Source organism: Frankia sp. CcI49, assembly GCF_001983215.1.
Classification (GTDB): Bacteria; Actinomycetota; Actinomycetes; order Frankiales; family Frankiaceae; genus Parafrankia; species Parafrankia irregularis.
Map to the genome: position 1 here is coordinate 63,510 of NZ_MOWP01000042.1, position 25,394 is coordinate 88,903.

The window sequence follows — 25,394 nt, forward strand, 5'->3', positions numbered from 1 at the left end:
CTGGAGTTCGCAGATGAGTTCGTCGCGCCGCACCCGCAGATCCAGTGCCTTACTCCTCCTGGCCGCCGTCACGCTCGCGGCCACCGCCGTCTCGGCCTGCAGTGTCGAGTCGAAGGACGACAAGGAAACACCGGCGGGTGGTGCCACCGGCGCCGCGGCCTTCCCGGCCCCGCCGGCGCCGGCCATCTCCCCGGGGGTCACCGCCGACAGCATCAAGATCGGCTTCGTCTACCCGGACCTGTCCAAGGTCAAGCAGTACGTCGACGTCGACCACGGCGACTACGAGGCGGTGGCCGGCGCCATCATCGACAGGATCAACAGGGACGGTGGCATCAACGGGCGCAAGGTCGTCCCGGTGTTCGGCGCGGTCGACGTCCTCTCGCCCACCGGAGCGCAGGAGACCTGCGTGAAGCTGACCGAGGACGAGAAGGTCTTCGCCGCGGTCGGCAGCCTCAACGCCGAAGACGTGAACTGCTATGTGCAGACGCACAGGACGCTGGTCGTCGGCGGCGACCTCACCGCCGCGCGGTACGCCAAGGCCCAGGCGCCGTGGTTCTCCGACCAGCGCGGCGGCGACGAGCTCGGCCAGGGCCTGGGGCTGTACGCCGACAAGGGTGAGCTGGCCGGGAAGAAGCTCGCCGTGGTCGCCTACCGCGACGACCAGGCGGTCCTGGACAGGACCGTCCTGCCCGCCCTGGCGGCCAGGAACATTCCCGTCACCGAGACGGGTGTCCTCGACGCCGACACCACCGACCCGGCCGCGGTGTCGTCGCAGCTCAACGTCTTCATCCAGAAGTTCCAGTCCGCCGGCGTCGACACCGTGCTGCTCGTCGGAGGCTCGCAGGCCCAGTTCCCCGCCGAGCTCCAGAAGACCAGCTATCGCCCCCGCCTGCTGTTCGGGAGCGTCAACACCGCCTCGGCCTATGTTCTCGGCGCCCGCAACGGGGACCTGGGCGTGCTCAGCGACGCGCTGGCCATCGGCCAGGCCGCCGACTACGCCGACCCGGCCGTCAACACCTGCCTCTCGACGGTCGAGGCCGCGGTGCCCGAAACCAAGGGCAAGATCATCGATCCGGCGCTGGTGGCCCCGAAGGAAACCGGGTGGGGCACGTCCGAGTCGGCCGCCTGCCGCTACCTCACCCTGTTCCAGGCCATCGCCGCGAAGGCCGGCAAGGACCTCACCTACAAGTCCTTCCAGGACGCCGGTTTCGCGCTGGGATCCTTCCACGTCCCGGTTCTGGCCGACGCCGCGACCTACAGCCGTGAGACGCCGAACGGCGACATCCCGCCGCGCATCTTCGCATGGGATCCGGCGAAGAAGGGCTTCTTCCTCGCCGCGGGCTGACCCGTCCACGCACGTCCGCGCACGTCCGCAGTGGTCGCTGCTTCTGAGGAAGAAGTAAGGATTTTGGCTGCTGGAACAACCGAAATCCTTACTTCTTGCGGATCGCCAAGCGACTCCATGACCCCTTTTGCGGTCATTGGTGAGAATCGCTGGCGCTGGGCGGCAGAAAGGGATCCCCGGTGCGCCCGGGAATTCGCTCCCCGCTCGTCACGGGGTCTTCGAAAACAAACAGGGGACACAAGTATGACCGCCACCACGCTGCCGCCGGGCAGGATCGAGGACCTCGTCCGCCGGCTGACAGTGGAACAGAAGGTCGCCCAGCTCACCGGATTCGCCGTGACCGACCTCATCGCGCGGCGGCCCAGCCCCAGCCCCGGCCCTGGTTCCGGCTCCAGCCAGGGCCCGGCGGGTGCGGCGAGCCCCGCGCTGGACGTCGAACGGCTGCCGGCACTGCGGCCCCACGGCGTGGGACATCTGTCGCTGGCCTGGTTCCTCGGCCATGACGCCGAGAGCCTGCGGACGGACCTCGCGCGCGTCCAGGCGGCCGTCCGCGCGGTGACGCCGTTCGGGATCGGCGCGCTCGTCCACTTCGAGGCGATCAGCGGCCTGCTGCACAGCTCGGGCCCGCAGTTCCCGACGGCCTGGGCGCAGGCGGCCACCTGGGAGCCCGCGCTCGTGACCCGGGCCGCCGCCGTGACCGCCGCCCACATGCGCGCGGCCGGGATCGGGCACGCGCTGTCCCCGGTGATGGACCTCGCCCGGGACCCGCGCTGGGGCCGGGTGCACGAGACCTACGGGGAGGACCCCGAGCTCGCCGCGCAGCTCTGCGTCGCGTTCGTCCGCGGCATCCAGGGCGCCGACGGGACGTCCGGCGTGCTCGCCACCGGGAAGCACTTCGTCGGCTACGGCGCCTCCGAAGGCGGGCTCAACCAGGCCGTCACCCAGCTCGGGCGACGCGCGCTGGTGGACGAGTACGCCGAGCCGTTCCGCCGCGCGATCGCCGAAGCCGGCCTCGCGTGCGTCATGAACTCCTACAACGAGATCGACGGCGTTCCGTGCGTCGCGCCGCTGGCTGCTCACCGAGCTGCTGCGCGACCAGCTCGGCTTCGCCGGGGTCGTCGTCAGCGACTACGACTCCGTGACCCTGCAGACCCACTTCTTCCGCACCGCGGACTCACCGGCCCAGGCCGCTGTGCGGGCGATCAGCGCCGGCCTCGACGTCGAGCTCCCCGGCGACGCGAACTACGCCTTCCTGGTCGACGAGGTCAGCAGCGGCCGGCTCGACGAACAGGTCATCGACACCGCTGTGGCCCGGGTGCTCGCCGCCAAGGCGCGCGTCGGACTCGTCCCGGGCATGACGCCTCCCGGCCGGGCGCCCGGGACGGGGACGGGGACGACCGGGGCGCGGGCGCCCGGGGCGCCCGCGCCCGGCCACGACGAGGCCGCGACGGTGCGCCGGGCCGTCGCGGAACGGGCCATGGTTCTGCTCGACAACGACGGGACGCTGCCACTCACGCCCCGCGGCGGCCGGATCGTCGTCGTCGGCCCGGCGGCCGACGAGCTGCGGGTCCATTTCGGGGCCTACACCTCGGTCTCGAACGCCGAGGTGCCGCTGGGGATGATGGCGGTGCTGACCGGGCAGGTCCCCGGCGTCGACCCGGCGACCTTCGTCTTCACCGACATCTTCCAGCCCCGGATGCCGGGGCTCGACGGACGTTTCGAGGCCGAGGCGCGCAGGATCCACCCCGACGCACCCACCGTGCTCGACGCGCTGCGGCGTACCGACCCGTCCGTCGAGCACGTTCCGCTCGGGCGGTTCGAGGCGGACCCTGCGCAGCCGCTGGACCGGGACGCGGTGGAACGGGCGGTAGCCGGTGCCGACGTCGTCATAGCCGTGGTCGGCGAGCGGACCGGCTGGGTCGGCAACAACACCGCGGGCGAGGGCCAGTCGACCGCCGAGCCCGCCCTGCCGGGTGACCAGGAGGCACTGGTCGCCCTGCTGGCGGCCACCGGGAAGCCGCTGGTGACCGTCGTCGTCTCGGGACGGCCGCTGCTGCTCGACGCGGTGGCGCGGGTGTCCAACGCGGTGCTGCTCGCGCCGCTGCTCGGTGAGGAGGCCGGCCAGGCGATCGCCGACACGCTCTTCGGCACCGTCAACCCGAGCGGCAAGCTGCCCAGCACCTTCCCCCGGCACCTGGGCCAGCTGCCGATCTACCACGGCCACCACCACGGCAGCGGGTACGGCCATCCCACCGGGGCCCGGCACGGCTACAACGACCTGGCCGACCCCAGCCCGCTGTACCCCTTCGGACACGGCCTGTCCTACACCACCTTCGACGTCGCCTTCGATGACTCCGCCGGCGACTCCGCCGGGCCGGCGGTCGAGGAGACCGGCGGGCTCATCCGCGCCCGGCTCGTCGTGGCCAACACCGGCCCTGCCGACGGCGAGACGGTCGTGCAGCTCTACGCCCGCGACGAGGCCGCCACCGTGGTCCGGCCCGTCCGCCAGCTGATCGGCTTCACCCGCCTCGCGCTGCCCGCGGGCGAAACCGCGACGGTCACGCTCGAAGCCCCCGTCGCACGGCTCTTCCACACGAGGTCCGACGGCACCCGGGGCATCGAGGCCGGCGAGGTCACCGTGCTCGCCGGGCTCGGCAGCGACGACATCCGCTGCACCACAACGATCACGTTGCCTGCGTCCGATGCCTGACCGGACCGTTCCCGCCGTCGTGTCCGAGAAGCGAGGTCCCGTGTCCCACCCCTGGAAGGCCAGCTTCATCGCCGCGCCGGCCGGCGCCAACGGGCTCGCCACCGGGCGTGGTACCGAGCCGGTGCCGGCGCCGTACCTGCGGCGGGAGTTCACGGTCGGCCCCGGCCTGCGGTCGGCCACCCTGCACGTCACGGCCCTGGGGCTGGTCGAGGCCCACCTGAACGGCAGCCGGGTCGGCGACGAGGTCCTCGCCCCCGGATGGACGTCCTACCGGCATCGGCTGGTCGTGAGCAGCCACGACGTCACCGGCGCGCTGGCGGAGGGTGTGAACGCGCTCGGCGCGGTTCTGGGGGAGGGCTGGGCCGTGGGCCGGCTGACCTGGGAGGGAGGCAGGCGGGCGCTGTGGGCCGGCCGGCCGGCCGGATTCCTGCAGCTCGATCTCGACTACGGCGACCGCGTCGACGTGGTCGGCAGCGGCGCCGACTGGCGGGCCGGTACCGGCGCGATCCTCGCCGACGGCATCTACGACGGTGAGACCTACGACGCGCGCCGCCATCCGGACGGCTGGGACCAGCCGGGTTTCGACGACTCCGGCTGGTCGCCGGTCGACGTCATCGAGCACGACCTGGGCGCCCTCACCGGGCCGACCGCGCCGACCGCGCCGCCGATCCGGCGGATCGAGGAGGTGGCGCCGGTCGAGATCCTGACCACCCCGGCCGGCCGGACGGTCGTCGACTTCGGGCAGAACCTGGCGGGCTGGGTCCGCCTCACCGTCCGCGGCGACGCCGGCACGACGGTCACCCTGCGGCACGCCGAGATCATGATCGGCGGTGAGGCGGACTTCCGGACCAACCGGACCGCACTCGCCACCGACCGGTACACATTGCGCGGCGGCGGAGATCCGGAGACGTGGGAGCCGAGGTTCACCTTCCACGGCTTCCGCTACGTCGAGGTCGACGGCTGGCCCGGGAACCTCGACGCCGACGCGCTGCGCGCGGTGGTCGTGCACAGCGACCTGCGCCGGACCGGCTGGTTCGAGACCTCGAACGAGCTCGTCAACCAGCTGCACCGCAACGTCGTCTGGTCCATGCGCGGCAACTTCGTCGGGGTGCCGACGGACTGCCCGCAGCGCGACGAGCGCCTCGGCTGGACCGGCGACCTGAACGCCTTCGCGCCCACGGCCGCGTTCCTCTACGACGTCCGTGACCTGCTCGGCGCCTGGCTCGCCGACCTCGCCGCCGAACAGGGGGAGAAGGGGTACGTCCCGCTGGTCGTCCCGGACGCGCTGGGTATGCCCGTCACCACCCCCACCGCGCTGTGGGGCGACGTCGCGGTCAGCCTGCCCTGGGCGCTCTACCAGGAGTACGGCGACCCCGACATCCTCGCCCGCCAGTACGTTTCCATGACCGCGTTCATCGACAGCATCGAAGGTCTCCTCGACGAACGAGGCCTGTGGAACAGCGGCTTCCAGCTCGGTGACTGGCTCGACCCGGACGCCCCGCCCACCAACCCGGCCGGCGGCAAGACGAACGCCTACCTCGTCGCCACCGCCTACCTGTGCCGGACGACCGGCGAACTGGCCCAGGCGGCCGACGTCCTCGGTCGCGCGGACGACGCGGCCCGCTACTGGGCGCTGCACCAGCGGGTCCGCGCGGCGTTCCGCGACGAATGGGTCACCCCCGCCGGGCTGGTCGCGAACGACTCGGTCACCGCCTACGCCCTGGCCATCTGCTTCGACATCCTCGATGCCGCCCAGCAGGCCCGCGCCGGCGGCCGGCTCGCCGAGCTCGTCACCAAGGCCGAACATCGCATCAGCACCGGCTTCGCCGGCACCCCGCTCGTCACGCACGCGCTGAGCCGCACCGGCCACCTCGACACCGCCTACGCCCTGCTCCTGCAGACGGACTGCCCGTCGTTCCTCTACCCGGTCACCCAGGGCGCCACGACAATCTGGGAGCGGTGGGACGCCGTCACCCCCGACGGATCGCTGCAGGACACCGGCATGACGTCGCTCAACCACTACGCGCTCGGCGCCGTCGCCGACTGGCTGCACCGTGTCGTCGGCGGCGTGGCGCCGGCCGAGCCCGGCTACCGGCGCCTGCGGATCGCGCCGCAGCCCGGAGGCGGGCTCACCCACGCGACCGTCGCCCACGACACCCCGCACGGGCGGGTTCGCGTCGCCTGGCGGCACACCGCCGACGACCGGATGACGGTCGAGGTCACCATCCCCGGCGGCACCACCGCGGACGTCGTTCTCCCGCACCATCCGGACGGGCTCACCGCCCACGTCGACGCCGGCGAGCACCGCTGGGAATACCGCATTCCACGGTCGGTTCGGCCGGAATACACCCTCGACACCCCGCTGAAGGTGCTTTTCCACGATGCCCGGACCTGGGCGGTGGTGCACGCCACGCTCCGCCGGCACCTGCCGCAGTTCGGCGCGGCCGACAGCGGCACCGAGCCGTCCCTGCCGAACCTGCGGACCCTGCTGGGCTACTTCCCCGAACAGGCACCGGCCATCGAACACGACCTGCTCGCCGTACTCGCGGCGCCCTCGGCCAACGGCTGACGCCCGCCCTACCCCGCGACACCGAGAGGATTATCGATCATGAATCAATTCCCGGACGGTTTTCTGTGGGGTGCCGCGACCGCCGCCCACCAGGTCGAGGGCGGCAACGTCAACGCCGACCTGTGGGCCGGTGAATGGGCTCCCGGATCGCGGTTCGCCGAGCCGTCCGGTGACGCCTGCGACCATTACCACCGCTATCCCGAGGACATCGGCCTGCTCGCCGGACTGGGGCTGAACGCCTATCGTTTCGGGGTCGAATGGGCCCGGATCGAACCGGAGGAGGGCTATTTCTCCCGGGCCGCGCTCGACCATTACCGGCGCATGGTCGGCACCTGCCTGGAGAACGGCGTGACCCCCGTCGTGACCTACAACCATTTCACGACGCCCCGCTGGTTCGCCGCGGCCGGCGGCTGGAACGGCACCGCCGCCGTCGACCGGTTCGCCCGCTACGCGGCCCGGGTCACCGAGCACATCGGGGACCTGGTGCCCTGGGTCTGCACCTTCAACGAGCCGAACGTGATCTCCATGATGGTGCACCTCGGAATCGTCCCGGCAGCCGCGCGCGAGGACGGCCTCGGCCTGCCCGACGGCACTGGTGGTACCGCCGGCACTGGTGGTACCGCCGGTACCGGCGCTGACGGCCAGGCGGGCGGGCAGTCGGGATCGGGCGGGAGCTGGCCCGCCCCGAACATCGAGGTGATGGCGGCCGCGCACCGCAAGGCCGTCGAGGCGATCAAGTCCGGCCCCGGCAACCCCGCCGTCGGCTGGACCCTCGCCCTCATCGACCTCCAGTCCGCCGACGGCGGCGAGGTGCGCTGGGCCGCGACGCGGCAGGCGGCCGAACTCGACTGGCTCGACGTCTCCCGCGACGACGACTTCGTCGGCGTCCAGACCTACACCCGGGAACGGATCGGGCCCGGCGGCGTCCTGCCCGTGCCGGCCGGGGCCGCGACGACCCAGACCGGCTGGGAGATCTACCCGCAGGCCCTCGGGCACACGGTCCGGCTCGCCGCCGAACACGCGGGCGTGCCCGTCCTGGTCACCGAGAACGGCATCGCCACCGCCGACGACGAAGCCCGCATCGCCTACACCGCCGCCGCCCTCGACGGCCTGGCCGGCTGCATCGCCGACGGCGTCGACGTGCGCGGCTACCTCCACTGGTCCCTGCTCGACAACTTCGAGTGGACGTCCGGCTATGCGATGACCTTCGGACTGATCGCCGTCGACCGGAGTACCTTCGCGCGCACGGTCAAGCCGTCCGCGCGCTGGCTCGGCGAGATCGCTCGCGCGGGCCGCCTCCGCTGACCGGCGCAGGACCAGTGCGTGCGTGTTCCTCGGTGGGAAGGGCGGGATGCGGGATGGTGCGACAGCCGACGAGCCAGGACAGGTTCTCGTTCGGGCTGTGGACGGTGGGCTGGCCCGGGGCGGATCCGTTCGGTGCCGCGACCCGTCCCGTGCTGGACCCCTGGGAGTACGCCGGCCGGCTGGCCGAGCTCGGGGCGTGGGGGATCACCTTCCACGACAACGACGTGTTCCCGTTCGACGCCGACGAGGCGACCCGCGAGCAGCGGGTCCGCCGGCTCCGCGACGCGGCGGACACCGCCGGCCTGGTGATAGAGATGGTCACCACCAACACCTTCACCCACCCGGTCTTCAAGGACGGCGCCCTGACGTCCAACGACCGGTCGGTGCGACGGTTCGCGCTGCGCAAGGTGCTGCGCGCGGTGGAGATCGCCGCCCAGCTGGGCGCGAGCACCTTCGTGATGTGGGGTGGCCGTGAGGGCGGCGAGTACGACGGGTCGAAGGACGTCTACGCGGCCATGGAGCGCTATCGGGAGGGCATCGACACCGTCGCCGGCTATATCAAGTCCCAGGGCCACGACCTGCGGATCGCGCTGGAACCGAAGCCGAACGAGCCCCGCGGTGACATCTTCCTCCCCACCGTCGGGCATGCGCTGGCGTTCATCGCCGAGCTTGAGCACGGTGACATCGTCGGGCTCAACCCGGAGACCGGCCACGAGCAGATGGCGAACCTCAACTACACCCACGCGCTCGGCCAGGCGCTGTGGAGCGGGAAGCTGTTCCACCTCGACCTCAACGGCCAGCGCGGCCTGAAGTACGACCAGGACCTGGTCTTCGGCCACGGTGACCTGCTGTCGGCCTTCTTCACGGTCGACCTGATCGAGAACGGCTTCCCCGGCTACCCCGACGGGCCGCGCTACACCGGTCCCCGCCACTTCGACTACAAGCCGTCGCGGACGGAGCACCTGGCCGGCGTCTGGGAGTCGGCGCGGGCGTGCATGGCGACCTACCTGCTGCTGGCCGAGAAGGCACGACGGTTCCGCGCGGACCCCCGGGTGCGGGAGGCGATGGCCTACGCCGGCGTTCTCGAGCTCGCCGAGCCGACCCTGGCGCCCGGTGAGACCGCCGCCGACCTGTTGGCCGACGATGACGGATTCGACCCCGACAAGGCCGCCGAACGGGACTTCGGCTTCGTCCGCCTGCAGCAGCTCGCCGTCGAGCACCTGCTCGGCTGACCGCGCCGAGCGCAGCGGGAGAAGAGAAGAAGAGTGCAGCGGGAGAAGGCGAAAGCAGCGGGAGAAGGCGATGACCCTGGTCGCGGGTGTCGATTCGTCGACCCAGTCGTGCAAGGTCGTCATTCGTGCGGCCGAGTCCGGCAGATTCGTTCGCGCTGGCAGCGCGCCGCATCCCGACGGCACCGAGCTCGACCCCGAGCACTGGTGGACGGCGTTGCGCACCGCGATCGACCGGGCCGGCGGGCTGGACGACGTCGCCGCGATCTCGGTCGCCGGCCAGCAACACGGCATGATCTGCCTGGACTCCGAGGGCGACGTCATCCGGCCGGCACTGCTGTGGAACGACACCCGTTCAGCCCAGGCGGCCCGCGACCTCGTCACCGACCTCGGCGGCGGCGACCCCACGGCGGGCGCCGCGGCCTGGGCCGACGCGGTGGGCTCGGTCCCGGTCGCCTCGTTCACCGTGACCAAGCTGCGCTGGCTCGCCGACCACGAGCCGGACGCCGCGGCACGCATCGCCGCGATCGCGCTGCCCCACGACTGGCTCACCTGGCGACTGGCCGGAGCCCGCTCGCTCGACACCCTGCGCACCGACCGCTCCGACGCCTCCGGCACCGGCTACTACGACGCCTCCGGCGCTGCCACGGGCGGCTACCGTCGCGATCTGCTCGCGCTCGCGCTGCGGCGCACCCCCGGCGAGACCGCACGGATTCGCCTTCCCGAGGTCGCGGCGCCCGGCGAGGCGGTGGGCCGCGGCGACCCCGGCGCCGGGCTCGGGCAGCTGCTGCTGGGCCCCGGCTGCGGCGACAATGCGGGCGCCGCCCTGGGCCTGGGCCTGCGGCTCGGTGAATGCCTGCTCTCGCTCGGTACCTCAGGTGTGGTCGCGGCGGTGTCGCGGGTCGGCACCCGGGACGCCTCCGGCGCGGTGGCCGGTTTCGCTGACGCCACCGGCCACCATTTCCCGCTGGCGTGCACGCTCAACGCCAGCCGCGTCCTCGACGTGACCCGCCGGCTTCTCGACGTCGACCGTGACACGTTCGACGCTCTCGCCCTGGGCGCCGGGCCGGGTGCGGGCGGGCTGGTGTTCGTGCCCTACCTCGAAGGGGAGCGCACCCCGAACCTGCCCACCGCCACCGGCTCGCTGCACGGCCTCTCCGTTGCCTCGACCACCCGGGAGAACCTCGCCCGTGCGTCCGTCGAGGGCCTGCTGTGCCTGATGGCCGACTGTGTCGACGTCCTGCGGGCGCAGAACGTCGACGTCGGGCGGGTGACGATGGTCGGTGGCGGTGCCCGCTCACGGGCGGTCCGCGCACTGGCGCCGGAGGTGCTGGGTGTCCCCGTCGCCATCCCGGCGCCCGGCGAGTATGTCGCGGACGGCGCCGCCCGCCAGGCCGCCGCGGTGCTGCTCGGCGGTCAGCTCGACTGGCCGGCGGTGGACGCCGCCATCCACACCGCGCCGCCGCGCCCCGAGATCCGGGAGAGGTACCGCGTGGCCGCCACCACGGCCGCAGGAGCATCACCGGCATAGGCAACGAGCGCGTGCAAGCCCGACCAGAAGCGGGCTGGCGGAGGCGGTCTGATCGCCGAATCGTCGGTGCCGTGATCCGCAGGTAGACCGGGACCGGGACCGGCTCGTCGAACTGGTCGACTGGCTGCAGGCGGAGCACGGCCCCGTCACCGAGGATGAGCGTGCGGCAGCGCTCGACGAGTTGGAAGAACTCGACGCCGAACATGAGCGGCGCCGTACCGCCGGGCAGCGTGACGCCGGAGAGGCGGCGTGAGGCAACAGACCGGCGAGCGCGGGCGACGACGTCGTCAGGCAGGTCTGACGTCCTCTCAATTCAGCGAACGAACGTTCGTACTTCAATGCCGAACACCCGGTCGCTATGCTGTGGTGATGGCAGGCCGCCGCTCCGTCGCCGCCGCGCTCGACACCCGCGCGGCGATCGTCCGGTGCGCCGCGGACATCGCCTCGGTCGAGGGCATGGAGGGCGTCACGATCGGCCGGCTCGCCGCCGAGCTGGAGATGAGCAAGTCGGGGGTGATCGGCCACTTCGGGACGAAGGAGCAGCTTCAGCTCGCCACCCTCGAGTACGCCGCCGACCGTTTCCGGGTACGCGTGTGGGATCCGGTCAGCCACCGACGGCCAGGCCTCGACCGCCTGCTCGCGATCTGTGAGTCCTGGACACGCCACGAAGACGACCCGGGTTTCCCGGGCGGCTGCTTCATCGCGGCCGTGACGTTCGAGTGGGATGGCCGGACCGGCCCGGTGCACGACGCGCTCGCCAAGACCACGGAGCTCTGGCGCCGCGTCCTGCGCCGGGAGATCGAGACGGCGGTGGCAGCGGGTGAGCTCGCCGCCGACACCGACCCGGGGCAGGTCGTCTTCGCCCTGGAAGCGCTGGCCGTCGGCGTCAACCCCGCCCGGCAGCTCCACGGCGACGACCTGGCCCCCGCCTGGGCGCTGCGCGCCATGCACGCGGTGCTCGGAGTCCCCGCGCCGTCGGGTACCTGATCCGTCCGAACCCGTTCGACCGCTGCATCGGTGTGTCGGTGCGTCAGGCGTTCCCGGTGGTGGCGTGGGCGCCGGGGCCGTTCCAGTCGACCAGCTGGATGATGACGCCGTTGGGGTCGCGGACCTGGAAGGCGCGTTCCCCCCATTCCTCGGCTGTCAGCGGCATCGTGATGGTCACGCCCGCGCGCTGAAGCCGGGCGAGCTCGCCCTCCAGGTCGTCCACGACGAAGGCGAGGATCAGCCCGCCCGCGTGGTTGTCGCGCTGGTCGGCGGGCAGGGTCGGCAGCCCGCGGCGTAGGTAGACGACGTTCATGCCGGCGTCCGCACGGCCCAGGGAGGCGAAGCCGTCGGCGGACATCAGCTCCGTGAAGCCGAAGTGCCTGGTGAGGAAGGCGGCAGAGGCGTCGACGTCGTCGACGTTCAGCGACACGGCGGACGAGGTGATCTTCATGGGGATCCTCCGGAGCCTGGCGAGCCGTTAACTCTGTACGCAGTACATCATACAATGTACAGAGTTTCACGGGCGATGATGGCTACCGTGACAGCAGAACGATCGGGCGCCGGCGATCCGGCCCGCACGCTGGCGCTGCTGTGGGGCGAGGCACCGGCGGCCTCACGTCGCGGGCCGAGCCGGGCACTGGACCTCGCCGCCGTGGTCAGCGCCGCCACCGATCTCGCCGACCAGGAAGGCCTGGCCGCGGTGACCATGCGGGCCGTCGCCCGAATCCTGGGCGTGGTCCCCATGACGCTCTACACCTACGTACCGGGCAAGGAGGAACTGCTCGACCTGATGCTCGACGCCGCCTACGCCCGGATGCCGCGCGCGGACACCGCTGGTGCGCCCTGGCGGCAGCGGCTCACCGCCGTCGCCGACGACAACCGCGCCCTGTTCGCCGCGCATCCCTGGGCGGCCCAGGTCGGCACGCTGCGTCCTCCGCTGGGGCCGGGCCTGATGGCCAAATACGAGCACGAGCTGTCCGCCTTCGACGACCTGGGCCTCTCGGACGTCGACCGGGACGACTGCCTGACCTACCTGCTGTCCTTCGTCCAGGCCAACGCCCGCGCGGCCCACGAGTCGGCAAGTGCGGCGGCCGGCCCCGACGGTGACGACACGCGGTGGTGGGCGCGGGTCGGGCCCATGCTCGCCCGCGTGCTGGACGAACAGCGCTACCCGCGTGCGAGCCGCGTCGGCACGGCCGCCGGCCAGGCACATGGCAGCGCCCACGACCCCGACCACGCCTACCGCTTCGGCCTCGCCCGCCTCCTCGACGGCCTGGCACCTCTCCTCGACGGCCCGGTCCCTGGGTGAACGGCGCCGACCCGGATCGGCGCTGATCACCTCGCCGATCCGGACCGGACCGGACCGGTGTCGGGATCGGGGTCGGCGTCGCGCGGCGCCGCCGACCTCGATCCGGCAGGTCGTCCTCGCCTTATGCGGCCGGGAATGCTCGCGTGCTCAGCTGTGGCCGTGCGTCGGCCGACGTCTACGCGAGGCCGTTGTCCTTGAGGAGCTTGTCGACGAGCTCCATGTATTCCAGGTGGCCCTTGAACGGGCCGCGCTTGCCGATGGCGACCTCGAGGAACGGGCCGTACTCCTCGTCGTTGACGAAGGTCTGCCAGTGCCGGATCTCGCCCGCGTCGTTCGTCTCGATGAAGGTGGTCGAGTAGAAGCCCATCTTCACGCCGGCCCTGGTGTGGCCTTCCCACCGGACGCGCGCGACATATCCGTTCTCGGCGGCCCAGGTGGCGTAGTCGACCAGTTTCCAGTCGGGGAAGGTGACCGAGTAGGCCTTGGCCTCCCGGATGGCGGAGTCCGCCATTGCGGTGAGGATCAGCGAGGCGTCCGCGCCACCGGAGATCTCCCCGAGGTTGATGACGTCATCGCCGGTGAAGTACGGCGACGAGTAGATGGCGTCGGTCGCGAACTTCCAACCGTCGTAGGTCGCGCCGTCCTTCACACCCTGCTGGAGATACGCGTCCCGGTAACCGTCGGCCATCCGTCGGTGTAAGGCGATCTTCTCTTCAAGGTTCATCTGACCCTCGCTTTCTTGTCGCTGGTCTCGCCCTGATCGGCTCGGGCGCTCCTGTGCACGTGGGGGGTGCCTGGCGGCCTGAGGATCACGGGATGGACAGGTTATTAATCAACAGTATGATTAATTCTGGGAGGTGTGCAACAGCTGAGGCAAGGGTCCCGCCTGGCCGGCACCGCACTCGTCCRCAGTGCGCTAAGGGGATTCGACGAGGACTGCTCTTTCCGGGCACTCGTACGCCGCTCGCCTGGCGAGTTCGGCCAGCTCGTCGGGAATCCGATCGACAGCCACCTCGGCATAGCCGTCGTCGGTGAAGGTGAAGACCTCGGGACAGGTCGAGACGCAGGCGCCGTGACCGGCACAGCGCTCCGGGTCGACGGACGCGATCACGCTCCACCGTCGGCGGGGGTGTAGCGGATGTGGAGTTTTGTGATCCCACGCAGGATGAAGGTGGGCAGGTAGGTGTAGCGCCGCTCCCCGGCGGGGCCGTGCTGCTCCTCGTCGATCCGGATATCGGCCGTGCGGTCGAACAGCCTCTCGAGGCTGACCAGCGCCTCGGCGCGGGCGAGCGGAGCCCCGGGGCAGCTGTGGACGCCGCGGCCGAAGGCGACGTGGCTGCGGGCGTTGGCGCGCTCGATGTCGAACGTGTCGGGTTCGGGGAACCTGCCCGGGTCGCGGTTCGCCGCGGCGTTGGCCAGGAAGACGACGGTGCCGGCCGGCAGCGCCACACCACCGACCTCGACCGGGACCTTCGCCAGGCGGAAGTCGCCGCGGATGGGACTCTCGTACCGAAGGGCCTCCTCGACGAAGCCCGGGATCAGGTGGCGGTCGGCCCGTAGTCTCGCCTGCAGCTCGGGGTTCTCGCCGAGCATCATCACCGCGGTACTGAGCAGGCGGACGGTTGTCTCCTGGCCGGCGGCGAAGAGGTTCGCGGCGACGCAGACCGCGTCGAGCACCTCCGGTGTGCGTCCGTCGGGAAATGTTGCCGAGGCGACACCGGTCAGGACGTCGGCACGCGGATGGCGGCGGCGGTCCTCGATGTAGCCGGTGAACTTCTCGTAGAGGAATTCGAGCGGCGACTGGGTCATCGGGTCGTCGCCGGTGCTGCCGAGTGTTCCGCCGTGCGGCCGGTTGAGTCTCGTGACGAACTCCGGCTGGTCCTCCGCCGGGACGCCGAGCAGGTCGGCGATGACGAGCATGGCGAACGGGGAGGCGAAGGCGCGGTTGAACTCGCAGTGCCCGCCGGTCAGCGCCTCGTCGAGCTGACGGTCGGCGAGCCGCCACATGAACTCCTCGTTCTCCTTGAGACGGCGAGGGGTGATCATTTTTGAGAGCAGCGCGCGGTGCGCGGTGTGGGTCGGCGGGTCCAGCGTGGGCAGCTGGTCGCTCATCGGCAGCCGGTCACGGTGCTCGGCGATCAGCGCCGGGACGTCTCCGCCTTCGAGCGGAACCGGAAAGCCGGGGAAAGGCCCGGTGACGGAAAGGCAGGACGAGAACCGCTCGGTGTCGTTGTAGATCGCCAGCGCCTCGTCGTATCCGGTGATCATGACGACGTCATGATGTTTCTCCCGGCGGACCGGGCACTCCCTGCGCAGGTCGGCGAGATAACTGTACGGATCGTGCAGAAGGCTGTTGTCGGTGAAGAAGTCGACGGAGTCGATATCCATGAAACCTGCTCCTCTCGCATTCGCCGTACCGTCGCGCGCGAGAAGTTCTCCGGCGCAGGGAACCGGCGACATAAACATGGCAGGACGCGTCGGGAGGTCGATCCGCATCGCCGCAGCACCAGAAAATGTGCGTGCACCGCGCGTCGCGTGCTGTCAGAACAACCTCAGAGGCTCGCTATCCGGGCCTGGTCGAAGAACATCCCCCGAATAAGCAGCTTCAGGGCGTGAACGGTGGTGTGGAAAGTGTCGGCCGGTGCGGTCAGTGCATGGTCGTAAAGGCCCATGAGCAGCACGTCGATGGCATTCGTGGCGGCCTGGACGTCGACCTGGCTCCCGAGGATTCCCTGCGCGTCGGCCTCGCGCAGGATCTCGGCGACGACCGTGTGGACGGCTGCGACGATGGTGTCGCTTTCCTCGGCCAGGTGCAGGTCCGCGGCGCTTTCCACCCGGATCGCGCGGTCGAAGGGGACCACGTCCGGGTTGTCGCGGATCATCCGGGCAACCTCGTCCAGGACGGCCATGAGCTTGTCGAGGACACCGTCGACGGACCCCACCGCGGCCGTGAACCGAGGGGAGGTCTGCCGGGCGACGTCACGAAAGGTCTCTTTGACCAGCTCGGCCTTGTTCGGGAAGTAGTGGTAGAGKCTGCCACTGGTCATGCCCGCCGCCCGGGCGATCTCACGGATGGTGGCGCGCGCATAGCCGACCTCGGCGACACAGTGCAGCGTCGCTTCAAGAATGCGCTGTCTCGTCTGATCGCCCCGGGAGCCGACCGGCCTGCCCAACAGCGACGGAGTGCTCGCCACGGATGAATCTCCTGGTTGTCGTCTCCTCCAGTCTCGCATGCGGACGTCGGGCGAAGTGCCTCGCCGTCGCGCCCGCGGGGGAGTAACGCACCGCGGTGGCGCATGGCAGGTCGTGAGGTGCTCACGACAGATCAAGGGGATCGTCGGTTCCGATCCCGAAGGTTCGCAGCATGRCCGACACCGTCTCGTAGGCGCCGACGGTGAAGATGAGGTCGAGCATCTGCTGGGTGTCGAGCTCGGTGGTGAGTGTTGCCCAGGTGCCGTCCGTCAGCTGTCCATCGGCGATGATCTCGTCGACGGCGCGCACGAGCGCCGATTCAAACGGGGTGAAGGGTGTTTCGGTGGAGCCCTCCGCGGAGCCGTCCCCGGAACTGGCCGCGATGCGCCCGGCGTCTTCTGCGATGTTTCCTGTCTCCTCGGCGGTGAGCCCTGCCTCCTGGGCGAGGTGGAGATGTTCCGCCCACAGATAGTCGCAGCCGCGCGCGGCGGCGACGCGCAGGACGAGGAGCTCGCGCTGCCGAGGGGTGAGCGTCGTCGCGAGCAGCACCTGGCCGTTGAAGGTGAAGAACGCCCGGGCGAGCGCGGGATGGTGCGCGAACGTTCCCAGCATGCCGAGCACCTTGGGTCTCCCGCCGGCGCTCGGTAGGGGATAACGCGGTTCCGCGGGGATCATGGCGGCCAGGGCGGCGCCCATCTCCGGCGGGAACTGGCGAGGCCGCAGCGGTTCGACGCGGGCCATATGGGTGATACCTTCCTGCGAGGGCTGTGAAGGCCGGTATGTGTGCGTCACTTCGTGATCTGGATTTCCTCGTAGCTCGTGAGTGTCTCCGGTCCCGGCAGCTGCATCTGCAGATAAACGGCGAGATGGATCACCTTGCCGTCGGTGTCGTACTCGTAGGTCGTCGCGGAGTTCACAGTGCTGCTGAAACCGCCGGTCGTGCTGCGTTCCTCCAGCTCGAGCAGCACCAGCGAGCCGGTTTCGGTGACCCGCCTGAACGAGCATTCCCATTCGGAGGTCTGCACCCACCGGGTGAGGAACGCGACGTATTCCGCCCAGTTCATGACCTCCTTGAACGGGCCGATCCGTTCGAAGGTGTCAACCGCGACCAGCTCGGCGACAGGCGCCCAGCGCTCGGCCGAGAAACCGGGCTCCTTGCCCGCGTCGACCAGTTTCTTCATCAGCCGGGTGTATTCCAGCGCGGCCCGGGCGAGACCGGTGTGGTCGCCGATGACCTCGTCGAGGTCGTGCAGCGCGAGCGCCATAGCGATGCTCCCAGGAATGAGGGTGAGGGCGGGGAACTGCGGACCTGCACCGCGCGGCGGCCCGGCGGCGCGGTCAGCCGGTCAGCCGGTCAGGACTTCGCGCCGGCCAGGTAACCGTTGAGCACATGGTGGAAGGCCGCGACGACGATCTCCTCCCGGGTTATCGTCTCGAACTCCAGGCGGCTGTTGCGCAGCCCGGCCTGCTGGCGCTGCATCTGCTCGTAGTCCTGCTGCAGCGCTTCGAAATAGGTGTGGCTGCCCGGCTCCGTGACGACTGTCGGCTCCACCTTCGCCACCTCGGCGAGCTCCGTCGGCAGGTACATGTAGCTGGCGACCCGCCAGACGCATCGGTTCGGGTCACCAGAGGGGTGCGGGGTGGGCATGACGATGTGGCACTCGCCCGCGCGGACCGTCATGAAGAAGTTCGGGAACAGCACCCAGCCCTGGTTGTCGGTCATCTGGTTGTCCGTCAGCCCACTGACGTCCAGACCCATTCCGGTGAGCGTGTCGCGGGTGGCCCGCTGTAGCAGCGTGCGCGCGGTGACGCCCTCCGGGAAGACGAGGGTGCCGTCGGCGCCGCGGTATTCGGCGACGAGCTCCTCGAAACGAGGAAGCATCAGCGGAATCGCGGGGAAGGTCTCGGGGAGCTTGCGGATTCCGGCGACCTGCTCCTCCGGGCCGAACTGCTCGCCCCTGGGCACGTCGAACGGTGTCGTCGCGACGCTGTGGTCGCCGAGGAACCGGTAACGGCCCGTCTCCGGGTCCGGGAAGATCACGTTCAGGAGCTGCGGGTGGACGCCCCAGATGTGGTAGCCCTCCTGGAAGGCATCCATGACGACCTTCCAGTTGCATTCGAGGGGTTCCTCGACGTCCATGACGGTTATGAACTGGTCCATCGTGTAGGGCTGGAGCAGCTCGACGACCTCGGGGCCGAGGTACTCGGCGAGCGGCTTCGCCTCAGGGTCGGGATTCAGGAAGACGAAACCGCCGAACGTCTCCACCGGAACGGGAAGCAACGGGACGTTATTCCTGTCGACGCCCGCGAGGTTTTCGCGCAGGATGCCCCGGCAGTTGCCCTCCAGGTCGTAGGACCACAAGTGGTACTGGCAGAGGAACTGGCGTGAGGTGCCGGAGCGCTCCGCACACAGCAGGTTGCCGCGGTGGCGGCAGGCGTTCACAAAGCCACGGATCACGTCGTCGCGGCCTCGCACCACGATGAAGGACTGGTCGAAGAGCTGGTAGGTCTTCCAGTCACCGGCCTTCGCGAGTTCGTCGACCCGGCCGACGATCTGCCAGGTCTTCTTCCAGACCAGCTCGCGTTCCTGTAATGCGATTTCCGGCGAGGTGTAGCGCTCGGTGGGAATCTTCCACTGGAAGTCGGCCGGCGCGGAGTGCAGGCCCGACAGCCCAGTCGCCGGGTTGTCGAGCCACTCCCCGGGCCGGGTCGGCTGCGCCGGCCGCGTCGGCTGTGTCGGTTGCGCCGCCTTGATCGTCATCAGTCCAGACCTCCTCGAGCAGGGCGAAACAGGGTCGAAGGGTTTCCGTGTGCGGGGGTCGTGCGGGGACCACCGGCCGAAGAAAAAATCGATCGCTTGATTAGCGGCATGATGGGCGCCACACTCGGGCACTGTCAAGCCACCCTCACCCTCACCATCAGCAAGGACGGACACGCATGCGCTTCGAAGGGACCACCGCGGTCCTGACGGGCGGGGCGTCAGGCCTCGGGCTCGCGATCACCGCCGCGCTCGCGCTTCCGCCGCGCCGGCCGCCCCGAGGACATCGCGAACGCCGCGGTGTTCCTGTGCGGCGACCGGACGGGAGCTGACGGGCGTCCTGATTGCTTGTGTGGCTCGGTGCCGGGGGACACATGTGGTGTTGCTGCGGACAACGGGCGTTCACCGTGCCGCCAAGGGAGCGTCGGACGGTCGGCCAGATGACGTGTCATGCGGCCGGTGGGCGTCGGGCGATGGCGGATGGGGGTCGGTGGGCGACGGCACGGTCCAGGACACGCGCGGATGCGCCGCGGTCCATGAGCGCCCGCGGTGCTGGGGGTAYGGGTCGGCCTGTCTCGTCCCGGGCCCTGGGGCGCGGGCGTGGCATGAACCCGGAGTCACTGTTTGCGGCATCTGGAGCGGCAGGCCGCGTACTCGCGGCCAAGGACTGGTCCGCCACGACACTGGGCCCGCCTCGGGACTGGAGCCCGAGCCTGCGGACAGCGGTGTGCATCTGCCTGGAGTCCCGGTTCCCGATGATTGTCATGTGGGGATCGGAGCTCGCATACATTTACAACGACCCGTGTATACCTAATCTCGGCGACAAGCATCCGGCTGCTATGGGCATGCCGCTCCGGCAGGTCTGGCCGGAGGTCTGGGACGAGTTGTACCCTCTGTCGGCCCAGGTGATGTCCGGGGGCGGGGCGACGTGGTCGGCGAACAAACGCCTCCTGATTCGGCGGCACGGCTACCTGGAGGAGGCGTACTTCACCTTTTCGTTCAGTCCCATAAGGGAAATTTCCGATGGTGCGCGTATAGCCGGAGTCCTGTCGACGTATCAGGAGACGACCCGGGAACTGATCCATTCCAGGCGCCTGGCCTGTCAGCGGGAGCTCACCGCCACCCTGACGCGGTTGCGGACGCAGCGCTCCGTATGCACCCGTACCCCCGCAGTGCTGGAAAAATATCCGGAGGATATTCCGTACAGCATCGTGGTGCTCTGGGACAGGCTTCCGTCCTTGTCGGCGCCGCTGGCGGTCGCGGCATCAGGACTGGGAGAGCGACGGGCGACCCGGCATGCGCTCGCGGTGCTCGATCGCAGTGGCGTCCTGCCTGAGGTGGTGGATGCGACGTCGCTGGCGGGCGGGCGGGTTGTCTCGCGGCTTCCGGAGTGGGAGTCCGTCCAGTTGGCCGGCGGTTCTCCCGCGCCGGCAACCGCGTTGGTGGTGGCATTGAGGAACCGCCCGGCTGCCACTGCCACGCCCGCCGGCCTCCTCGTCATCGGGGTCAGCGACCTGCTTGCGCTGGATCAGGACTACCGGGATTTCGTCGAGGCGATCGCCGGCCAGATCTCGCTCGGTCTGATGCTGGCACGTGCGCGTGAGGCCGAGCGCACCCGCGCGGACGCCGCGCGGCGCAGTTCGCTACACGACGCTCTCACCGGGCTGCCGAACCGGACCTCGTTCCTGCGGAATCTTGGCAGGGCGCTTCTCCGCTCCCGGCGGAGAAGCGGTCGGGTGGCTGTCCTGTTCGTCGATCTCGACGGCTTCAAGGCAGTGAACGACACGCTGGGCCATCGCGCGGGTGACGATCTGCTCCGTGAGGTCGCGGGCCGGCTGCGGCGAACCGTCCGGCCCGCCGATGTCGTGGCGCGGTTCGCCGGCGACGAGTTCGCGGTGCTCTGCGAGGAGATCGCGACGGTTGGTGCGGTCGAGAGGATCGCCGGTCATGTCGTCGATGCGCTCGCACTGGCCAGGCGCGGCGACAGGCCGACGGTCGCCGCCAGCGTCGGCGTCGCGCTGTCCGGCCCGGGGCTCCTTGACCCCGAGGAGCTGCTCAACGCGGCTGACATTGCGATGTATTCCGCCAAGCGGCAGGGCCGGGGGCGCTACCTCCTGTACGAGGAGGGCATGAGGAGTTGAGCTTCGCCGCCTATGGCCCCAGCGGGCGGCGGGCCAGCAGCTGTGCCTGGCGGCCCCGTTCCCCGTCTGTCGGTGTTCGTACCAGCTGCGCGACCTCGACCAGCCCGGCCTGCGCCGCCAGCTCCGTGAGCTGGCCGGGCGGCCAGCGGTAGGCGCCGGTCACCCGGTGGTCGTAGGTGTGCACCTCGGCGTCGGGCTCGTCGGTGGCCAGGAAGTCGAGCAGCAGATGGCCGCCGGGTGCCAGCACGCGGTGCACCTCCGCGAGGGCGTCGGGAAGGTCGGCGGGCGGGGTGTGGATGAGCGAGTAACGGCAGAGGGCACCGCTGAGCGTGCGGTCCGGCAGGTTCAGCGCGGTCATCGTGCCCACCTCGAACGGCAGCCCCGGATGCGTGCTCCGAGCCAGGGCGACCATCTCCGGCGACAGGTCCACGCCGAACACGTCCAGCCCCAGCCCGTGCAGGTGGGCCGTCACGTGGCCCGGCCCGCAGCCGAGGTCCGCGACCGGGCCGGGCAGGAGGCGGACGAGGTCGGCGAACGCGGACAGCAGCGCACGCTCCAGCGGCTGGCGGTCGAGCACGCCGGCGAAAAGCTCCGAGTACACCTCGGCCACACCGTCATACGCCGCCGCGACGGTCGCCAGATAACCCGGGGCGGATTCAGCCATGGCTGATTATCCCGGTGCGTTCTCGTGGTGCGTTCTCGTGGTGCGTTGTCCCGGTGCGGTCGCCTACTCGCGGGCGAGCATTGCCTCGGCCTCGCGTTCGAGGTCGACGTACGGCTCACCGCTGACGTCGACGGCCACCCGGTGCAGGGTTCCGCCGGTGAAGGTGAAGGGGGCCTGCCCGCGGTAGTCGGAGGCGACGGCGTCGGCGCCGTCCCGGCCGACATTGAGGCCCTCGCCGGCGAGGGTGAACCTGCCGGGCTGGGTCCGGATGCGCCCCTCGCCGACCTTCCGGTCGCCGTGGTGGAGGCTGAGAATGCCGGTGGCGACGCCGGGAGACGCCTCCCCGTCCTTGTCGAAGGAGGCCCCGAGAATGATCTTCTCGCCGGTCGGCAGGGCTTCGGTGGCGATGATTCGCTGCTCCTCGCTGCCGAGGAAGTTGTACACGTACGTCAGCCGGCCGTCCTTGATGTAGAGCGCGTGACCGCCGAAGCGACCGCCGTGGGCGAACAGCACACCGGACGCCTCCGGGCCGGCGGGCAGGTCGACGAGCGCGCCGATGGCGTACGAGCGGTTGCGGATGTTGACCGCCACGGACTCGGGGACCTCGGAGCCGCCGGGCCGGTAGACGTACCGGTCGCGGGGCGGGGTCAGCGCGGGGCGCGGGGTGGCCAGGACCTCCAGCGGGGAGCGGTCGTCGAGGGGAAACGCATGGTTGACGCCGGCCTCGTAGAACCACAGGCCGATCAGCTCGGCCAGCCGCCAGGGTTCCTGCTCGGCGAGGTCGGTGATCTCGGAGCGGTCGACCTCGGCGTGGTAGAGCTCCCAGGTGTCCTGGGAGAAGCTGCCCCAGCCACTGAGCGCGGGGTGCGTGGTGACCGCCTTCCAGCCCTGGTGCCAGATGCCGCGTGTACCGAGCATGGAGTAGAACTGCGTGCTCCTGGCGGACGGCAGGGCAGCGGCGTCGAAGCTGTAGCGCATGCTCACGCCCTGCAGCGGGATCTGCGGGTAGCCCTTGACCGTCCCGGGCAGCTCGAGGCCGAGGCAGTCGAGGACGGTGGGGACGATGTCGACCGCGTGGTGGTACTGGTCGCGGACCTCACCGCGGGCCTTGATACCGGCCGGCCAGGAGATGATGCACGGGTCGCAGGTCCCGCCGTTGAAGGAGTACCGCTTCCACATCTTGAACGGTGTGTTGAAGGCCATGGCCCAGCCATTGGGGTAATGGCCGTACGTCTCGACGCCGCCGAGCCTGTCGAGCATGTCGAGGTTCTCGGCGAGGTCATCGGCGACATTGTTGAAGAACTTGTTCTCGTTGACCGAGCCGTTGGGGCCGCCCTCACCGCTCGCGCCGTTGTCGGACACCACCACGAAGATCGTGTTGTCCAGCTGCTCGATCTCCTCGAGGTAGGTGAGCAGCCGGCCGATCTGGTCGTCGCAGTGCGACAGGAATCCGGCGTAGACCTCGGCCATCCGGGCGAACAGCCTGCGTTCGTCCTCGTTCAGCTCCGCCCAGGGGCGGGTGAAGTCCAGCGGTGGGAACGGCTCGCCGCCGGGCCCGTGGCGGGTCTCCGGGGTACCGATCGGATTCAACGGCGGCAGTTCGGTGTTCTCCGGGACGAGTCCCAGCGCCTTCTGACGGGCGAGGATCTCCTCGCGTATCGCCTCGTAGCCGGCGTCGAACCGGCCCCGGTACCGCTCGATCCACTCGGGTGGCGCCTGGTGCGGGGCGTGGGCGCAGCCGGGCGCGTAGTAGAGGAAGACGGGCTGTTCGGGGGCGATGGCCTTGACGTCGTCGATGTACCGGATGGCCTTGTCGGTGATGTCGACGCTGAAGTGGTAGCCGTCCTCGGGCCGGGACGGCTGCTCGGCGGGGTGCTGGTCGTGGATGAGGTCGGGGTACCACTGACTGGTCTCGGCACCGAGGAAGCCGTAGAACCGCTCGAAGCCGCGGCCGGTGGGCCAGTTGTGTCTCGTGGAGGCGAGGTTCATCTCGTCCTCCGGGGTGAGGTGCCATTTGCCGACCAGCGCGGTGCGGTAGCCCTGGTCGACGAGGACCTCCGCGAGGGTGGCGCACTCGGGCGGGATGCGGCCGTTGCCGTTGGGGAAGCCGATCGAGGCCTCGCTGATGCAGGCCATGCCGTTGGTGGTGTGGTTGCGCCCGGTCAGCAGCGCCGAGCGGGTCGGCGAGCACAGCGCCGTGGTGTGCCACTGGGCGTAGCGCAGGCCGTTCGCGGCGATGCGGTCGATGTTCGGTGTCCTGATCGGGCCTCCGTAGCAGCTCATCGCCCCGAAGCCGACGTCGTCGAGGACGATGAACACGACGTTGGGTGAGCCGGCGGACGCCTTCGGCTGCTCGTACGGGCCCCAGTCGGGCACGGAGTCGCGGACGTCCAGATTGACGACACCGCGGAACGTGTCTGGCATGGCCCAACTCCTCACGCGCGCGGCGGTACCCGGCCCCCGTGGCGGTACCCAGCCCTCGTGCACGGCGCCGGCGAGCGGCGGCTGCCAGCAGTCTCGGGCCTGCGAGGCCCGGYCGCCTCCCGGCAGGCGCGAGCACGAGCAATGCCCGATGCGGCCCGGCGCACCGGGATGTCGTGTTCCTCCGTTCTCAACGGGGCGGCCGTCGGGTCGATCAGCGGATGACGCAGCGAAAGCCGAGGTGACAGGTCGCGGTGTCCTCGCTCTGGGCACTGCGGGCGGCCGGTCGGTAGCGCAGGCAGTAGTTGGGCGCGCACAGGTGCGAGCCGCCCTTCGTCACTCGGCGCGGAAACCGTCCCGCCGGCGCCGACGCCGACGCCGACGCCGGTGCGGTCGCGGCCGCAGTCGTGGCCGTGGTCGCGGTCGCGGTCGCGGTCGCGGTCGCGGTTGGACGGTCGACACGCGGGTTGCGCGGGGCGCAACAGGGCCGGGGGGTCGGGTCCGGATGCCGATCGAGGTAGTGGTCGGCCGTCCATTCCCAGGTGTTGCCGGCCATGTCGCACAGTCCGTAGCCGTTCGGCGGGAACGAACCCACCGGTGTCGTACCGGGCATCGGCTGCTTCGCCGACGCCGGGACGTACTGCCAGGGAAAGGCGCCGTGCCAGATGTTGGCCATCCGCCGCCCCTTCGGCGTGAACTCGTCGCCCCAGACGAAGACCGCCCCGTCCAGGCCGCCCCGGGCGGCGAACTCCCACTCCGCCTCCGTCGGCAGGTCCTTGCCCACCCACGCCGCGTACGCTGCGGCATCCGCGAACGCCACCTGCGTCACCGGATGCCGCTCCCGCCCGTGCACCGTGCTGCCGGTACCCAGCGGCCGATGCCAGCAGGCCCCCGGCTCGTACGACCACCAGCGTCGCCAGTCGTCCAGGTCCACCGGACCGGACGTCATCCGGAAGACCAGCGCCCCGGGCACCAGCCCGGCGGGGTCGGCGCCCGGGTAGTCCGCCGGATCGATCTCCCGCTCCGCGACCGTCACATAGCCGGTCGCCTTCACGAACGCGCGGAACCTCGCGACCGTCACCGGATGCTCATCCATCCAGAACCCGTCCACCGCCACCGGATGAACGGGCCGCTCCTCGGCATAGAACCGATCCGACCCCATGAGGAACGTCCCGCCCGGGATCCGCACCATGCCCTTGGGGGAACGCGTGCGCTCGGGGGATCGCACGTTTC

Annotated in this window: 20 protein-coding genes and 2 pseudogenes; 11 read left to right on the plus strand and 11 right to left on the minus strand. The window is 70.4% G+C overall.

The window, feature by feature from the left end:
* The first annotated feature begins 13 nt into the window (after window positions 1-13).
* The 9 genes and pseudogenes from CcI49_RS35250 to CcI49_RS35285 all read left to right on the plus strand — a co-directional run bounded on the left by CcI49_RS35250 (window position 14) and on the right by CcI49_RS35285 (window position 11,676).
* On the plus strand, window positions 14-1,345 hold the full coding sequence (locus tag CcI49_RS35250) for an ABC transporter substrate-binding protein (protein WP_076833840.1): 1,332 nt from the start codon (window positions 14-16) through the stop codon (window positions 1,343-1,345).
* A 243-nt stretch (window positions 1,346-1,588) separates the two neighbouring features.
* Window positions 1,589-2,609 (plus strand): annotated as a pseudogene (locus CcI49_RS43855) (glycoside hydrolase family 3 N-terminal domain-containing protein); the annotation flags it as partial.
* A 213-nt stretch (window positions 2,610-2,822) separates the two neighbouring features.
* Window positions 2,823-4,055, plus strand: a complete 1,233-nt coding sequence (locus CcI49_RS43860) for a glycoside hydrolase family 3 C-terminal domain-containing protein (RefSeq protein WP_241840437.1) — start codon at window positions 2,823-2,825, stop codon at window positions 4,053-4,055.
* A 40-nt stretch (window positions 4,056-4,095) separates the two neighbouring features.
* Complete coding sequence (locus CcI49_RS35260; RefSeq protein WP_076833897.1) at window positions 4,096-6,624, plus strand: alpha-L-rhamnosidase; 2,529 nt, start codon at window positions 4,096-4,098, stop codon at window positions 6,622-6,624.
* A gap of 39 nt (window positions 6,625-6,663) precedes the next feature.
* Entirely contained in the window at window positions 6,664-7,929 is a 1,266-nt protein-coding gene (locus CcI49_RS35265) for a family 1 glycosylhydrolase (RefSeq protein ID WP_083749903.1), read from the plus strand.
* A 53-nt stretch (window positions 7,930-7,982) separates the two neighbouring features.
* Window positions 7,983-9,161: a xylose isomerase gene (gene xylA, locus CcI49_RS35270; protein WP_076833845.1), complete on the plus strand. Its 1,179-nt coding sequence runs from the start codon at window positions 7,983-7,985 to the stop codon at window positions 9,159-9,161.
* A gap of 70 nt (window positions 9,162-9,231) precedes the next feature.
* On the plus strand, window positions 9,232-10,689 hold the full coding sequence (locus tag CcI49_RS35275) for an FGGY family carbohydrate kinase (RefSeq protein ID WP_054568315.1): 1,458 nt from the start codon (window positions 9,232-9,234) through the stop codon (window positions 10,687-10,689).
* Between the two features lie 88 nt (window positions 10,690-10,777).
* Window positions 10,778-10,942: pseudogene (locus tag CcI49_RS44615) on the plus strand (CopG family transcriptional regulator); the annotation flags it as partial.
* A 116-nt stretch (window positions 10,943-11,058) separates the two neighbouring features.
* On the plus strand, window positions 11,059-11,676 hold the full coding sequence (locus CcI49_RS35285) for a TetR/AcrR family transcriptional regulator (RefSeq protein WP_054568601.1): 618 nt from the start codon (window positions 11,059-11,061) through the stop codon (window positions 11,674-11,676).
* 43 nt (window positions 11,677-11,719) lie between these two features.
* Here the strand turns inward: CcI49_RS35285 and CcI49_RS35290 are convergent, their stop codons facing one another.
* Window positions 11,720-12,127: a VOC family protein gene (locus tag CcI49_RS35290; RefSeq protein WP_076833847.1), complete on the minus strand. Its 408-nt coding sequence runs from the start codon at window positions 12,125-12,127 to the stop codon at window positions 11,720-11,722.
* An 87-nt stretch (window positions 12,128-12,214) separates the two neighbouring features.
* Here CcI49_RS35290 and CcI49_RS35295 point away from each other — a divergent pair, with 87 nt between their 5' ends.
* Window positions 12,215-12,985 carry a TetR/AcrR family transcriptional regulator gene (locus CcI49_RS35295; protein WP_198955729.1) on the plus strand — a complete coding sequence of 257 codons (771 nt, stop codon included), beginning with the start codon at window positions 12,215-12,217 and terminating at the stop codon, window positions 12,983-12,985.
* 175 nt (window positions 12,986-13,160) lie between these two features.
* Here CcI49_RS35295 and CcI49_RS35300 read toward each other — a convergent pair whose 3' ends face one another.
* From CcI49_RS35300 to CcI49_RS35330, 7 genes are all read right to left on the minus strand, one after another.
* Window positions 13,161-13,709, minus strand: coding sequence for a hypothetical protein (locus CcI49_RS35300; RefSeq protein WP_076833849.1), 549 nt, complete (start codon window positions 13,707-13,709; stop codon window positions 13,161-13,163).
* 192 nt (window positions 13,710-13,901) lie between these two features.
* The gene (locus CcI49_RS35305) at window positions 13,902-14,096 is read right to left on the minus strand and encodes a ferredoxin (RefSeq protein WP_054568312.1); all 195 of its coding nucleotides are present in this window, start codon (window positions 14,094-14,096) and stop codon (window positions 13,902-13,904) included.
* A complete protein-coding gene (locus tag CcI49_RS35310; RefSeq protein WP_054568311.1) occupies window positions 14,093-15,373 on the minus strand; it encodes a cytochrome P450 in 1,281 nt (426 codons plus the stop codon). Before CcI49_RS35310 ends, CcI49_RS35305 begins: the two co-directional genes overlap by 4 nt.
* Window positions 15,374-15,537: 164 nt before the next feature.
* Window positions 15,538-16,179, minus strand: a complete 642-nt coding sequence (locus tag CcI49_RS35315; protein ID WP_241840430.1) for a TetR/AcrR family transcriptional regulator — start codon at window positions 16,177-16,179, stop codon at window positions 15,538-15,540.
* A 121-nt stretch (window positions 16,180-16,300) separates the two neighbouring features.
* Window positions 16,301-16,918 (minus strand): carboxymuconolactone decarboxylase family protein, encoded by a 618-nt coding sequence (locus tag CcI49_RS35320; protein WP_076833854.1) that lies wholly within the window; start codon window positions 16,916-16,918, stop codon window positions 16,301-16,303.
* Window positions 16,919-16,965: 47 nt separating this feature from the next.
* A complete protein-coding gene (locus tag CcI49_RS35325) occupies window positions 16,966-17,442 on the minus strand; it encodes a hypothetical protein (RefSeq protein ID WP_076833856.1) in 477 nt (158 codons plus the stop codon).
* Window positions 17,443-17,531: 89 nt separating this feature from the next.
* On the minus strand, window positions 17,532-18,938 hold the full coding sequence (locus tag CcI49_RS35330; RefSeq protein WP_076833858.1) for an aromatic ring-hydroxylating dioxygenase subunit alpha: 1,407 nt from the start codon (window positions 18,936-18,938) through the stop codon (window positions 17,532-17,534).
* A gap of 752 nt (window positions 18,939-19,690) precedes the next feature.
* Here CcI49_RS35330 and CcI49_RS35335 point away from each other — a divergent pair.
* Window positions 19,691-21,076, plus strand: a complete 1,386-nt coding sequence (locus tag CcI49_RS35335; protein ID WP_241840432.1) for a sensor domain-containing diguanylate cyclase — start codon at window positions 19,691-19,693, stop codon at window positions 21,074-21,076.
* A 10-nt stretch (window positions 21,077-21,086) separates the two neighbouring features.
* Here the strand turns inward: CcI49_RS35335 and CcI49_RS35340 are convergent, their stop codons facing one another.
* The 3 genes from CcI49_RS35340 to CcI49_RS35350 all read right to left on the minus strand — a co-directional run bounded on the left by CcI49_RS35340 (window position 21,087) and on the right by CcI49_RS35350 (window position 25,353).
* Window positions 21,087-21,740, minus strand: coding sequence for a class I SAM-dependent methyltransferase (locus CcI49_RS35340; protein WP_076833861.1), 654 nt, complete (start codon window positions 21,738-21,740; stop codon window positions 21,087-21,089).
* Between the two features lie 63 nt (window positions 21,741-21,803).
* Entirely contained in the window at window positions 21,804-24,164 is a 2,361-nt protein-coding gene (locus tag CcI49_RS35345; RefSeq protein WP_076833863.1) for an arylsulfatase, read from the minus strand.
* Window positions 24,165-24,375: 211 nt separating this feature from the next.
* Window positions 24,376-25,353: a formylglycine-generating enzyme family protein gene (locus CcI49_RS35350; protein WP_083749905.1), complete on the minus strand. Its 978-nt coding sequence runs from the start codon at window positions 25,351-25,353 to the stop codon at window positions 24,376-24,378.
* Window positions 25,354-25,394: the final 41 nt, after the last annotated feature.